Source organism: Kitasatospora sp. NPDC022785 (genome assembly GCF_055561295.1).
In genome coordinates this window covers 177,470-190,727 of sequence record NZ_JBVHHB010000004.1, presented here as the reverse complement: position 1 = coordinate 190,727, position 13,258 = coordinate 177,470, and the positions used below count along the sequence as shown (strand labels likewise).

Here is a 13,258-nt window from a genome sequence, read left to right as displayed (position 1 = left end):
CCCGAGGGGGCCTGCGGACCGCAGCGGTCCGCAGGCCCCCCGGCCGTTCCGGGGCTCAGCTCGCGCCGCTGTCCGGCTCGAAACGGACCACCACGGCCTTGGAGGTCGGGGTGTTGCTGACGTCGGCGGTGGAGTCCAGCGGCACCAGCACGTTGGTCTCCGGGTAGTACGCGGCCGCGCCGCCGCGCGCCACCGGGTAGTGCACCACCCGGAAGTGCGGGGCGCGGCGCTTCACGCCGTCCTTCCACTCGCTCACCAGGTCGACGTACGCCCCGTCGGCCAGGCCCAGTTCGGCGGCGTCGGCCGGGTTGACCAGGACGACCCGGCGGCCGCCGGTGATGCCGCGGTAGCGGTCGTCCAGGCCGTAGATCGTGGTGTTGTACTGGTCGTGCGAGCGGAGCGTCTGCAGCAGCAGGCGGCCGGCCGGCACCTCGGGCGCGGTGAGCGGGTTGACCGTGAAGTTGGCCTTGCCGGTCGCCGTGGGGAAGGTCCGGGAGTCGCGCGGGCCGTGCGGCAGGGTGAAGCCGCCGGGCCGGCGGACCTTCTCGTTGAAGTCCTCGAAGCCCGGCACCACCCGGGCGATCCGCTCCCGCAGGGTGTCGTAGTCGGCGGCGAACTCCTCCCACGGCACGTTGTCCTGCGGGCCGAGCGCGGCGCGGGCCAGCCGGCAGACGATCGCCACCTCGGAGAGCAGCCCCGGTGCGGGCGGGCGCAGGCCGCCGCGCGAGGAGTGCACCTGCCCCATCGAGTCCTCGACGGAGACGAACTGGGCACCCTTGGTGGTGACGTCCCGGTCGGTGCGGCCCAGGGTGGGCAGGATCAGCGCGCGGGCGCCGGTCACCACGTGCGAGCGGTTGAGCTTGGTGGAGACGTGCACGGTCAGCCGGCAGCGGCGCACGGCCGCCTCGGTGACGTCGGTGTCCGGGGTGGCCGCGACGAAGTTGCCGCCCATCGCGAAGAACACCCTGACCTTGCCGTCGCGCATCGCGCGGATGGTGTCCACCGAGTCGTAGCCGTGCGCACGCGGCGGCTCGAAGCCGAACTCGCCGCCCAGCGCGTCCAGGAAGGCGTCGGACGGGCGCTCGAAGATGCCCATCGTCCGGTCGCCCTGCACGTTGCTGTGCCCGCGCACCGGGCAGACGCCGGCGCCCGGGCGCCCCACGTTGCCGCGCAGCAGCAGGAAGTTGACCACCTCGCGGATGGTCGGCACGGCGTGCTTGTGCTGGGTGAGGCCCATCGCCCAGCAGACGATCACCTTGCGCGAGCCGAGCACCAGCCGGGCCAGCTCCTCGATCTGCTCCCAGGGCAGACCGGTGGCGGCCAGCACCTCCTCGCGGCGGGTCTGCCGGGCCTCGGCGGCGAACTCCTCGAATCCGTGGCAGTGCTCCGCGACGAAGGCCTCGTCGACGCCGCCGTCGGCGTCCAGGACGATCTGGTTGAGCGCGCGGAACAGGGCGAGGTCGCCGCCGAGCCGGATCTGCAGGAAGAGGTCGGTCAGTTTGGTGCCGTGGCCGACCAGGCCGCGCGCGTTCTGCGGGTTCTTGAACCGCTCCAGGCCGGCCTCCGGCAGCGGGTTCACGCTGACGATGGTGGCGCCGGCGCGCTTGGCCCGCTCCAGGGCGGAGAGCATCCGCGGGTGGTTGGTGCCCGGGTTCTGGCCGGCCACGATGATCAGGTCCGCCTGGTAGAGGTCCTTCAGGCTGACGCTGCCCTTGCCGACGCCCAGCGTCTCGGTGAGTGCCGAACCGGACGACTCGTGGCACATGTTGGAGCAGTCCGGCAGGTTGTTGGTGCCCAGCCGGCGGGCGAACAGCTGGTAGGCGAAGGCGGCCTCGTTGCTGGTCCGGCCGGAGGTGTAGAACGCGGCGCCGTCCGGGGTGTCCAGCGCCCGGAGCTCCTCGGCGATCAGCGCGAAGGCCTCGTCCCAGCCGATCGGCGTGTAGTGGGTGGCGCCCTCGTCCAGCAGCATCGGCTGGGTGAGGCGGCCCTGCTGGCCGAGCCAGTAGCCGGACCGTTCGGCGAGCTCGGCCACCGGGTGGGCGGCGAAGAACTCGGCGAGGATCCGGCGCTCGGTGGCCTCCTCGGCGACGGCCTTGGCGCCGTTCTCGCAGAACTCGGCGGTGTGCGTCCTGCCCGGCTCGGGCCAGGCGCAGCCGGGGCAGTCGAAGCCGTCGGGCTGGTTCACCTTGCGCAGGGTGGCCAGGGTGCGGCGGGCGCCCATCTGCTCGGTGGCCATCCGGAGGCTGTGGCCGACCGCGGGCAGCCCGGCGGCCGCGTGCTGGGGCGCCGACACCCGGGGGGCGTCCTGCGCCGGGTCGCTCTGCGGGGCCTGCTTGGCCATGACTGCGCTCCTCGGCTCTTGCTCGTCCGGCCGCCGCGTCGTTGCGGCCGCCTGCCCCCATCCTTCCACCTGGAGCGGGGCGGGGGCAGGGCCCCCGGGCGGGCCCGGCGGCGTCGGTAGAGTGTGACGGCTTCGAGAGGTGGGGGTGGGGCGGGTGACGGTCGGGGATGTCCTCGACGGCCGGTACGAGCTGCTGGAACGGCTCGGCCAGGGCGGCTTCGGCGTGGTGTGGCGGGCCTTCGACACCCGGATGCGGCGGCAGGTGGCGGTCAAGGTCATCGGCCACCACGGAGAGGACCAGCAGAAGGCCGCGCTGCGGTTCGTCCGGGAGGCCTGCGCGGCCGGGAACCTCTCGCACCCGCACATCGTCACCGTCCACGACCTCGGGGAGGGCGAGCTCGGCGGCCGGCAGGTGACCTACCTCGTGATGGAGCTGCTCACCGGCCGCACCCTGACCGCCGTGCTCCGGGCCGGCCTGCCCGATCCGGTGCAGAGCCTGCGCTGGGGGCGGCAGATCTGCTCCGCGCTGGCCGCCGCCCACGACGCCGGCATGGTACACCGGGACATCAAGCCCGACAACATCATGGTCACCGAGGCCGGCACGCTGAAGGTGCTGGACTTCGGGATCGCCCAACTGGACGTCGGTGCGGTCGGGCTGACCACCACCGGGACGGTCATCGGCAGCCCGGCGTACATGGCGCCGGAGCGCTGGACCGGCGGCCGGGTGGACGGACGGGCGGACCTCTACGCGTTCGGCTGCGTGCTGGTCGAACTCTGCACCGGGGTAAGGCCGTTCAGTGGAGACTCGACGCCGGTGCTGATGTACCAGCACCTCAACGAGCCGCCGCCGGCGCTGGATCCGGCGCAGTTCGGGCTGCCGGGCGAGGTGGCCGCGCTGGTCACCGAACTGCTGGCCAAGGACCCGGCGGACCGCCCGGCCGATGCCCGGTCGGTGGAGCGGCGGCTCGCGGCCCTGGCACAGCGGCGCACGGCGGAGGGGGCGGCCGCGTCCCCGGCCCCTACCGCGACGGTGCTGGACCGTCCGGCGCCGCCCCCGCCGTCGACGCCGTCGACGCCTCCCGCTCCGCCGGTAGCGTCGCCTCCCGTCCCGCCCGTGGCGCCGGCCTCCGTTCCGCCCGTGGCGCTGCCTTTCGCTCCGCCCGTCGCGCCGCCTCCCACCCCGCCCGTCGCGCAGCCGCGCGCCGAGGTGCCGCCCGTGCTGCCGCCGCTCACCACGCCACCGGTCACCGCCCCGCCCGCCGCGGCGAACGACACCGTCCGGGCCGCGCTGCGCGAGCGCCGGAGTGCGGCCTTCCGGGCGGCCACCGCCGGGGAGTCCGCCATCCAGCTCCAGGCGGTGGCCCGGGAGTCCGTCGTCGCGCTCGGCGCCACCGACCGGGACACGCTCTGCGCCTGGCGGGACTTCACCTGGTACCTGAGCCGGGCCGGCGACCTCGACGGGGCGATCCGGCTGCTCTCCACCGTGGTCGAGGACATGCGGCTCGCGCTGGGCCAGACCGATCCGGACACCCTGGCCGCCCGCTACCACCTGAGCTGGTGCATCGGCGAGAGCGGTGAGACGGTCACCGCGATCCGCCGGCTCTCCGAGCTGCTGCCGGACATGCACGCCATCTGGGGCGGCCACGACACCCGCGTCCTGAAGGCCCGGCACGACCTGGCGGTGTACGCGGCCAACCGGGGCGATCTGGAAGGCGCCGTGCTCCAGCTGCGCACGCTGCTGCCGGACCTCGCCCGGGGACTCGGCGAGCAGCACCCGACCACCGTCCAGGCCTGGCACGACCTCGCGGGCTACCAGCAGCGGCTGGCGCAGCCGGCCCGCCGCCCCCGCGCCTCGCGGCGGATGAAGATCAGTCCGCTCGAGGCCGTGGTGCTGGTCCGACGCCTCCTGGCCTGGGACTTCGCCTCGGACCAGGAGGCCAACGCCTGCCTGAACGCGCTGGAGCGCGGGACGGGCATCAAGGGGGTGGGGGACTGGATCCTGTCCGCTCCGGATCACGTCACGGCCGAGGACCTGGTGGAGGAGCTCTTCGGTCCGTAGCGCCCCGCGCGGTCAGCGGCAGCCGCTCACCGCCGGTTCCGCCGGCACGCCGGCCAGCGCGCGCAGCAATGCGCGGGCGGCGGCGTCGTTCTGCCGGAACCCGGGGGAGTCGGTACGCGGCCGGGCGAAGGCCGCCGCCGCGCGGAGGCTGGTGTGCGGGCCGAGAGCGGTGCGGCGCGGGTGCGCCCCGCCACCCAGGGCCGGATCCAGCACGCGGCTGTCGGTGGGGCGGACGGTGACCAGCCCGGTCCGGTGGGTGTGCTCGGCGTCGGTGACCACCTCCTCCACGATCCGCCCGGCGCGGTGCAGTTCGCGCAGCAGCGGGTCGCGGGTGCGGGCCGGCGCGTGCTTGGGCAGGTACGCCTCGACCAGTGCGGTGGCGGTGACGCTGTGCCCGGGCACGGTGGTGCCGGACGCCCGCCAGGTGCCGCCGGCCTCGTCCCGATCGACCCGGATGCCGGCGCCGAGGAAGCGGACCACGCCGGCCTCGGAGAGCGCGACCAGTTGGCGCAGCCGGAAGTCGGGCGGGCCGGAGGCGAGGTGGCTGAAGTAGCCGAAGAACCACTCGTCGAGGTCCTCGCCGACCGAGCGGGCGGAGAGCCGGCCGGAGGCGAGGACACGGGGCAGTTGGGCGAAGAGCGAGAGCAGGGCGAGGAAGGCGCCGAGGTCGGCGCTGTGGGCGGGGTCGGCGCGGCGGTCGGCGTCCTCGGCGATGTAGTCGCGCAGGTGGCGCTGGAGTTCGTCCTCGGAGCCGAGTTCGACGCCGGCCAGCGGGACGTCGAGCCGTTCGAGGTCCAGCCGGTCGGCCGGGTCGGGGACGGCCAGGGCGACCAGCCGGGCGAGTCCCGGGGAGTGCCAGTCGTACGCGTCGTAGCCGGCCAGGAACTCCTCCCAGGGCAGCGTGGTGCGCCCGGGGTGGGCGTGGAACAGCTCGTGGTAGTGCCCGAAGCCGATGTCCTTGGCCATCAACGGCCAGAAGTCCCGGCGCAGTTCGAGCGGTCCGGGTCGTCCGAGGACGGCGTCGACGGCGGCCGCGTCGAAGTAGCGGGGGAGCGGGGCGGGCGGCCCCTGGAGCCGGTAGCCGGTCTTGGAGTGGTACGGCACGCCGCGCCGGGATCCGACGTGGATCACCGGCTCGCGGCCGGACGGCCGGTAGGCCAGGCCGGCGGGCGTCTCCTCGAAGCGGCCGCCGCGGCCCTCGGTGAGCAGCGCCAGCAGGTCGACGAAGGCGAGGCCGAATCCGCGCAGGACGAGCTGCTCGCCGGGGGCGATGCCGGAGAGGTCGGCGTCGGCGGAGAAGGCGGGCGGCAGGTGGAAGAGGCCGTGCCGGGCGGCGAACCCGGCGTCGGCGGCGTACCGGGGGTGGGGGTCGGAGTCGAGGTGGCCGAGGGTGAGGGCGACGTGGTCGGCGGTGAGGACGCCGCCGCCGAGGTGGACGCGCTGCGGGCCGTCGGCCGGGCCCTCGATCCGGCGGGCGGTGTCCCGGTGCACGGTGACGGTGACGTGCGGCGGCAGGTCGGCGACGGCGCGGCGGAACACCCAGTCCAGGTAGGCGCTCTGGGCCCGGCGGGTGGGGAAGTCGGTGGGCGCGAGGGCGCGCAGCTCCGCCCGGACGGCCGGGTCGGGCGGCTCCCGGTAGGGGGCGAACTCCTCGCTGTGGGCGGCCCATTCGGCCAGCGAGGGGCCGGGGCGGACCGGCCCCTCGATGGTGGACCGCTCGTCGGTGAACATCGTGACGTCCTCGGCCATCGAGTTCATCCGCAGCAGGGGGGACTGCTCGTGGCGCCAGATCCGGCCCGCGCCAGGCGGGTACGGGTCGACCAGGTGGATCGCCAACGGCCGGTCGCCGGGCAGGAGTTCGGGCGCGTTGGCGGCGATCCGCTCCAGCAGCCCGGTGCCGCGCGGTCCGGCGCCGACGATCACCAGGCTGGTCACGCCTTCACCGCGGGGGCGTCGGCGGCGGCGCGCAGCCGGCGGTAGGCCGCCCGGGCCTTCTGCAGCGGGGTGGGCGGCAGGCCCTCGCGGGTGGCGCCCTTGGCGTAGTGCCGTTCGACGTAGTACTGCCCGATCGACAGGATCGTGGTGATCACGATGTACCAGATGGTGGCGACCATCAGCATCGGGATGACCTGGTACGACTGCAGGTAGACCAGCTGGACCGAGTAGAGCAGGTCGGAGACGGCCAGCACGCTGACGATGCTGGTGCCCTTGAGCGCGCTGATCAGCATGTTGGCCGCGGTCGGCACGATCGAGCGCATCGCCTGCGGGACGACGATCCGGCGCAGCACCCGCCAGCGGCCCAGCCCGAGCGCGGAGGCGGCCTCCAGCTGGCCGCGGTCGACGGAGAGGATGCCGCCGCGCACCACCTCGGCGGCGTACGCGGCCTCCAGCAGGGTGAGGCCGATGACGGCGGTCAGGGTGGGGCCGACGAGGTTGACGGTCCTGACGGTGACGAACTCCGGGCCGAACGGGATGCCCAGGCCGAGGGTCGGGTAGAGCGCGCCGATGTTGAAGAAGAGCAGCAGCTGCACCAGCGCCGGGGTGGAGCGGAAGATCCAGACGTAGATCCAGCTGAGCGTGCGCAGCACCGGGTTGGTGGAGAGCCGCATGGTGGCGAGGACGGTGCCGAGGACGAAGCCGAGGGTGAGGGTGACGGCGGTCAGCCAGAGGGTGAGGGTGAGGCCGTTCAGGACGGAGGCGGCGGTGAACCAGTCGGCCACCACGTCCCACTGGAAGGCCTTGTTGCGGATCACCGAGTTGAGCGCCATCGCGAAGAGCAGCAGGGCGACGGCGGCGGAGATCCACTGGCCGGGCCGGCGGCGGGCGACGAGCCGGGCGTCGGCGTCGGCGGGGGCGGCGTCCGGTGGGGCGGGGTTGCGGCCGGCCGTCGTGAGGGCGGCGGGCACGGGGAGGACGTCCTGCGGGGTGGCCATGAGGGGCTCCAGGCGGCGCGAGTGCGGGCGGGGGCGGGGAGGTACGGATGCGGTCACGTACGGCCCTCTCGCCGGTCCGCGTCCCTCAACGCGGCCGGCCCTGCACTGCACTCCGCTGTGATCGTACGCATGCGCGATCGAGGCCTGTCAAGGGTGGGGCGGTCGCCCGTCCGGTGTGGTCGTACGGCGACAGACGATCGCAACAGAGCGGTAATGGAGGGTGGTTGACGCCATGCATGCTCGGCTGCTCAACTGGTGGCCATGTACGCCGAGCAGCCCCTGGTCACCCGCGACCACATCGACTTCGGTCGGGTGTGGTCCGCGGCGTGTCGCGGCTGACCCGGCAGCGGGCCGTCCAGCCGGCCCTGTCCTCCTAGGAGCCTCCCCGCACCGGGGCCGCTCCCCCGGAGAGCCCTCCCTCGGTGCCCCGTCGCGGGCCGGGAGAGCCGTCGCCGACTGACGGCTCATCAGGCGCACGCTGCCGCCGCCTCCCCTCCTCCCCACCACTGCGCTCCGGCAGTCTCCCCGTCCACCGTCACGTACCGTCGCCCGTCGCCCGTCGCCCGTCGCCCGTCGCCCGTCGCCCGTCGCCCGTCGCCCGTCGCCCGTCGCCCGCCGCGGTCCCGGGCCCGTCACGGCCCCGGTCCCGTCACGGCCTCCTCCGGCGTGCCCGGACTCCGGCCGGGCGGGGGCCTCCGCCCGAAACCGGGGGCGGGCCCCGGCCCACCCGCGGGCCGCCGGGTATCCGAAGCCCGCCAAGCGCCCGCAGGCCGCCGACCGCCGTCCGGCCAAAGGCTCCTGACACCCACCCCCGAAAGGCACCGACCCGTGAGAGCCACCACCGTCCGCCGCCTGCTCGCGGTCACCGCCCTGCTGCCGCTCCTCGCGGTGGCCGCCTGCGGCTCGGACCCGAAGACCGCCCGGCCGGGCGCCGCGGGCCCGTTGGCAACCGCCGCCGGGCAGGACCTCGTCTCCGGCATCGCCAAGTCGGACGCCGCCGCCGCGCTGCTGCCCGAGGACGTCCGCACGTCCGGCACGGTGAGGTTCGGCTCGTCGTTCGGCTACCCGCCGAGCGCCTTCTACGCCGACCAGGCCACCAGGAAGCCGGCCGGAGTGGACATCGACTTCACCGACGCGGTGGCCAAGGTGCTGGGCCTGACCGTGCAGCGCGAGGAGGCCGCCTTCGAGACCATCCTGCCCGCGCTCGGCAGCGGCAAGTACGACGTCGGCACCGGCAACTTCGGCGTCACCACGGCCCGGCTGAAGACCATCGACTTCGTCACCTACATCGACGACGGCCAGGGCTTCGCGGTGAAGAAGGACAACACCACGATCCAGCCGGTGACCGATCTGTCGCAGCTCTGCGGGCTGACCATCGGCACCGGCGCCGGCACCACGTTCGAGACCACCCTCAACGCCAGGAAGAACGTCTGCACCGACGCCGGGCGCAAGCCGTACGAGGTGAAGGCGTTCAGTGACAGCGGCGCCGTCCTCACCGGCCTCCAGCAGGGCCGGGTGGACATCACCATGTCCACCATCAACGGCCTGCGCTACCAGGCCTCCCAGGAGGCGTCCGGGACGAGGTTCCTCGGTGAGTTCCACCGGCTGGACGTCGGGTTCGCGTTCAGGAAGGGCTCGCCGCTCACCCCCGCGTTCCAGGCGGCGGTCAACCAGCTGATCAAGGACGGGACGTACGACAGGATCCTCCAGAAGTGGGGAGTCGCCGACTCGGCGATCAAGGAGTCCCTGATCAGCCCGCCCGAGCACGCGTGACCCCTCTGTCCGGGCCCGGGCCCTGGAGGCGTCCCACCACCATGACCACCACCATGACCTTCACCGCGACCCATCGCCGCGACCATCACCCCCCGCCGCCCCCGCCACCGGAGGACACCCCGTGACCGCCACCACCGCCGCCGCCGCAGCACCCATGGTGCAGGTCAGGGGCCTGTACAAGAGCTTCGGGCGGCTCGCCGTGCTGCGCGGGGTCGACCTCGACGCGGCGGCCGGCTCGGTGACGGTGGTGCTCGGCCCGTCCGGCTCCGGCAAGTCCACCCTGCTGCGCTCGGTCAACCACCTGGAGAAGCCGGACCGGGGCTTCGTCGCGATCGACGGCGAGCTGATCGGCTACCGGCGCTCCGGCGGCCGGCTGCACGAGCTCAAGGAGCGCGAAGTCCTGCGCCAGCGCACCGACATCGGCTTCGTCTTCCAGAACTTCAACCTGTTCCCGCACCTCACCGTGGTGGAGAACGTCATCGAGGCGCCGGTCGGTGCGCTGCGCCGGCCCCGGGCCGAGGCCCGGGCGGCGGCGCTGGAGCTGCTGGAGCGGGTCGGCCTGGCCGACAAGGCGGACGCCTACCCCCGCCGGTTGTCCGGCGGCCAGCAGCAGCGGGTGGGGATCGCCCGGGCGCTGGCGCTGGAGCCGAAGGTGCTGCTCTTCGACGAGCCCACCTCGGCGCTCGATCCCGAGCTGGTCGGCGAGGTGCTGGACGTCATCAAGGACCTCGCCCGGGCTGGCACCACCATGATCGTGGTCACCCACGAGATCGGCTTCGCCCGCGAGGTCGCCGACGCCGTCGTCTTCATGGACGGCGGCGTGGTGGTCGAGCAGGGCCCGCCGAAGGCCGTCCTGGACGACCCACGGCACGAGCGCACCCGGGCCTTCCTGGCCAAGGTCCTCTGACCGTTCCCGGGGGCCGCCCGGGCCGGGCCGCAGTCCGTTCACCCTCCTGTTCTCCCCCACCGCTATCGTGGCCCCGGTCACGGTGAACACCGTTCGAATCCGGTGGACTTGGGGGGTTGGGGGAGACATGAGGGCTGGGGAGGTGCTGGACGGCCGCTACCGGTTGGACCGCAAGCTCGGCGCGGGCGGCTTCGGGGTGGTCTGGACGGCGTACGACAGCAACATCGGACGGCCGGTCGCGGTCAAGGTCCTCTCCGAAGAGAAGGCGAGCGACGAGGAGGCCGTCGAGCGCTTCATCCGGGAGGCCAGGACCGCGGGCAGCCTCTCCAATCCGCACATCGTCACCCTGTACGACTACGGCCGGGTGCAGCGGGGCGCCCTCTCCACCCACTACCTGGTCATGGAGCTGGTGAACGGCCGGCCGCTCTCCGCGGTCCTCAGGGAGGGCGCCCCCGACCTCGCGCTGTCGCTGAAGTGGGTCCGGCAGGTCTGCAAGGGGCTGGACGCCGCCCACCGCTCGGGCGTGGTGCACCGGGACATCAAGCCCGAGAACATCATGATCGCCGACAGCGGCGAGGCCAAGGTGCTGGACTTCGGGATCGCCCGGCTGCTGACCCAGTCCGGCGGCGGGCTCACCTCCACCGGCGTGGTCATCGGCACCCCGCCCTACCTGGCGCCCGAGTGCTGGTCCGGCGCGCCCATCGACGGCCGGGCCGACCTCTATGCGCTCGGCGTGGTGCTCTTCCAACTCTGCACCGGGCAAAGGCCGTTCAACGCCGGTTCGCCGGTCACCATGATGTACCAGCACCTGAACGACCCGCCGCTGCCCGTCCACACCCCCGATCCGGCGCTTGCCGTGCTGGTCCGCCAACTGCTCGCCAAGGACCCGGCCGACCGGCCCGCCGACGCCGCCGAGGTCCGCCGCCGGCTGCGCGAGATCCGGCTCGGCCCGGAGGAGCCCAGCGCCGAGGTGCTGCGCAGGCGGGCCGACCAGGCCTGGCAGCACGGGGCGGAGGGCCGGCCGGGGGAGGCCGTCCGGATCCTCGCCCCGCTGATCCCGCAGCTCGCCCGGGTCTGCGGCCACGACGACGTCCGCACCCTGCGCACCTGCCACGACCTGGCCCTCTGGCTGGCCCGCGACGGCAGCCCGGGGGCCGCCGTCGCGCTGCTGACCGAGCTGTCCGGGGCCCTCGGGGAGCCGGACGCCCGCGCCGACGTGCTGCGCGACCTGGACCGCTGGCGGCGCGCGTGCGAGCGCGGCGGTCCGGGCCCGGACCGGCCGCTATCCCTGCGGCAGCTGCTCGACGGCTGACCGCAGCGCCGCCGAGGCTCCGTCGGTGACCGGGTCGCCGTGCCCGAAGACCGCCGTCCCCACCGGCAGCGCGGCCAGCCGGCGCAGGGCGTCGGCGGCCCGCACCGGATCGGAGTTGAAGACGCCGAGCATGGTCCGCCCGCCGACGTTGGCCACCGCGTCCCCCGTGAACAGCACGCCGGGCCCGGGCAGGTGCAGGGCGATGCTGCCGTCGGTGTGCCCCGGCACGTGCACCACCACCGCGCCCCCGCCGAAGCCGAGCACCTCGCCGTCCTCGACCTCGCGGTCGACCGGGCATGGCGGGGCCGGGGGCAGCGGCGGCAGGCCGGCCCACAGCTCCTGCTCGAACGGGCTCAGCACCGGCGGCACCGGCTCCCGCTCGCCGCGGATCACCGGGGCCTCCAGCCGGTGCGCCACCACCTCGGCGCCCCAGCGCTCCGCCAGCTCGGCGGCCGAGCCGGTGTGGTCCTCGTGGTGGTGGGTCAGCACGATCCTGCGCAGCGCCGCCGGGTCCGACCCGGCCCGGAGGATCGCCGCCTCGACGGCGTCGGCCGACCCGGCGATCCCGGTGTCGACCAGGGTGAGGGCCTCCCCGCCCCCGTTCTCGTCCCCGCCCCCGTTCTCGTCCCGCCAGAGGTAGGCGGTGCCGAAGTCCAGTGTGATCATGTACAACTCGGGGCGTACCCGTATCAGCTCCATGCCCGCGATCCTGTGCGCCCGCCCGGCCGTCCGTGCGCCTGTTCGCCCTGGGCATGGCGCCGTTCGCCCATGGCGGAGCTCTCCCGCAGCGCTCTCGCAGGCCCGCTGCCCTCCCGCAGCCCGCCTGCAGCCCTCCCGGGCACTCCCGGGGCCCTCGCCCGGCCCGCCACGGCCGGCCGGCCGGCCGGCCCGGAAGGCTGTCAACCGTACGGGCACCTGATTCGGCACCGGCACGGCTTGTGCGAATTGATAGGAACTCGCCCATCGAGACGGTCTGGTTCGCAGGTGGGAGGCATTGATATACCTCGCATGCAAGAGTCCGGGAGCGGTGTGCGGCCGCCCCGGCCAGCTGCGAAGAAACTGGTGGTGACGCTCATATGAAGCTCCTCCGTGTCGGACCTCCGGGCGCCGAGCGTCCGGTCGTGCTGGGCCAGGACGGCACCGCGTACGACCTCTCCGGGCGCGCCCCGGACATCGACGGCGCGTTCCTCGCCGGGCTCGACCCGGACGCGCTGGCCCGCGACGTGGCCGCCGGCCTGCTGCCGGAGACCGACCTCGCCGGGCAGCGGGTGGGCGCGCCGGTCGCCCGGCCGGGCAAGGTGGTCGGGATCGGGCTCAACTACCGCGACCACGCGGCCGAGGCCGGGGCGCCGATCCCGGACGAGCCGGTGATCTTCCTCAAGCCCAGCTCCACCGTGGTCGGCCCGTACGACGAGGTGCTGGTGCCGCGCGGCGGCGACAAGACCGACTACGAGGCCGAGCTGGCCATCGTGATCGGCCGGACCGGCCGGTACCTGGCGGACCACGCGGAGGCCGCGCAGGTCATCGCCGGGTACACCATCGCCAACGACGTCACCGAGCGCGCCTTCCAGTTCGAGCGCGGCGGCCAGTGGGACAAGGGCAAGTCGGCGGAGACCTTCACCCCGCTCGGGCCCTGGCTGGTCACCGCCGACGAGGTGGCGGACCCGCAGCGGCTGCCGCTGCGCCTCTGGGTCAACGGCGGCCTGCGGCAGGACGGCTCCACCTCGCAGATGGTCTTCCCGGTCCTGGAGATCGTCCGGTACGCAAGCCAGTTCATGGTGCTGGAGCCGGGCGACGTGATCGTCACCGGCACCCCGGCCGGCGTCACCCTGGGCCACCCGGGCACCCCGTTCCTGATCCCCGGGGACATCGTCGAGATCGAGATCGACGGGCTCGGCCGGCAGCGGCAGGTGTTCGGCAAGGCGTAACGCCC

The 13,258-nt window shown here is 74.1% G+C and carries 9 protein-coding genes; 5 read left to right on the top strand and 4 right to left on the bottom strand.

Features of this window, described 5'->3' with window-relative positions:
• Positions 1–55 precede the first annotated feature (55 nt).
• Entirely contained in the window at positions 56–2,341 is a 2,286-nt protein-coding gene (locus ACZ3YO_RS08650; RefSeq protein WP_465566601.1) for an FdhF/YdeP family oxidoreductase, read from the bottom strand.
• A 154-nt stretch (positions 2,342–2,495) separates the two neighbouring features.
• On the opposite strand from ACZ3YO_RS08650, the gene ACZ3YO_RS08645 reads away from it, so the two are divergent.
• Positions 2,496–4,400 (top strand): serine/threonine-protein kinase, encoded by a 1,905-nt coding sequence (locus ACZ3YO_RS08645; protein ID WP_465566598.1) that lies wholly within the window; start codon positions 2,496–2,498, stop codon positions 4,398–4,400.
• Between the two features lie 12 nt (positions 4,401–4,412).
• On the opposite strand, the gene ACZ3YO_RS08640 is transcribed toward ACZ3YO_RS08645, so the two are convergent.
• Positions 4,413–6,335 (bottom strand): FAD/NAD(P)-binding protein, encoded by a 1,923-nt coding sequence (locus ACZ3YO_RS08640; RefSeq protein ID WP_465566595.1) that lies wholly within the window; start codon positions 6,333–6,335, stop codon positions 4,413–4,415.
• Positions 6,332–7,333 (bottom strand): amino acid ABC transporter permease, encoded by a 1,002-nt coding sequence (locus ACZ3YO_RS08635; RefSeq protein ID WP_465566592.1) that lies wholly within the window; start codon positions 7,331–7,333, stop codon positions 6,332–6,334. The genes ACZ3YO_RS08640 and ACZ3YO_RS08635 overlap by 4 nt, the downstream gene beginning before the upstream one ends.
• An 828-nt stretch (positions 7,334–8,161) precedes the next feature.
• On the opposite strand from ACZ3YO_RS08635, the gene ACZ3YO_RS08630 reads away from it, so the two are divergent.
• The 3 genes from ACZ3YO_RS08630 (at position 8,162) to ACZ3YO_RS08620 (ending at position 11,325) form a co-directional block, all read left to right on the top strand.
• Positions 8,162–9,106 carry an ABC transporter substrate-binding protein gene (locus tag ACZ3YO_RS08630; RefSeq protein ID WP_465566589.1) on the top strand — a complete coding sequence of 315 codons (945 nt, stop codon included), beginning with the start codon at positions 8,162–8,164 and terminating at the stop codon, positions 9,104–9,106.
• A gap of 154 nt (positions 9,107–9,260) precedes the next feature.
• Entirely contained in the window at positions 9,261–10,013 is a 753-nt protein-coding gene (locus ACZ3YO_RS08625) for an amino acid ABC transporter ATP-binding protein (protein ID WP_465567193.1), read from the top strand.
• A gap of 127 nt (positions 10,014–10,140) precedes the next feature.
• On the top strand, positions 10,141–11,325 hold the full coding sequence (locus tag ACZ3YO_RS08620; protein WP_465566586.1) for a serine/threonine-protein kinase: 1,185 nt from the start codon (positions 10,141–10,143) through the stop codon (positions 11,323–11,325).
• Here ACZ3YO_RS08620 and ACZ3YO_RS08615 read toward each other — a convergent pair.
• Positions 11,296–12,024, bottom strand: coding sequence for an MBL fold metallo-hydrolase (locus ACZ3YO_RS08615; protein ID WP_465566583.1), 729 nt, complete (start codon positions 12,022–12,024; stop codon positions 11,296–11,298). The two genes, ACZ3YO_RS08620 and ACZ3YO_RS08615, sit on opposite strands and share 30 nt — an antisense overlap.
• Before the next feature lie 377 nt (positions 12,025–12,401).
• Here ACZ3YO_RS08615 and ACZ3YO_RS08610 point away from each other — a divergent pair, with 377 nt between their 5' ends.
• A complete protein-coding gene (locus ACZ3YO_RS08610; protein WP_465566581.1) occupies positions 12,402–13,253 on the top strand; it encodes a fumarylacetoacetate hydrolase family protein in 852 nt (283 codons plus the stop codon).
• Positions 13,254–13,258: the final 5 nt, after the last annotated feature.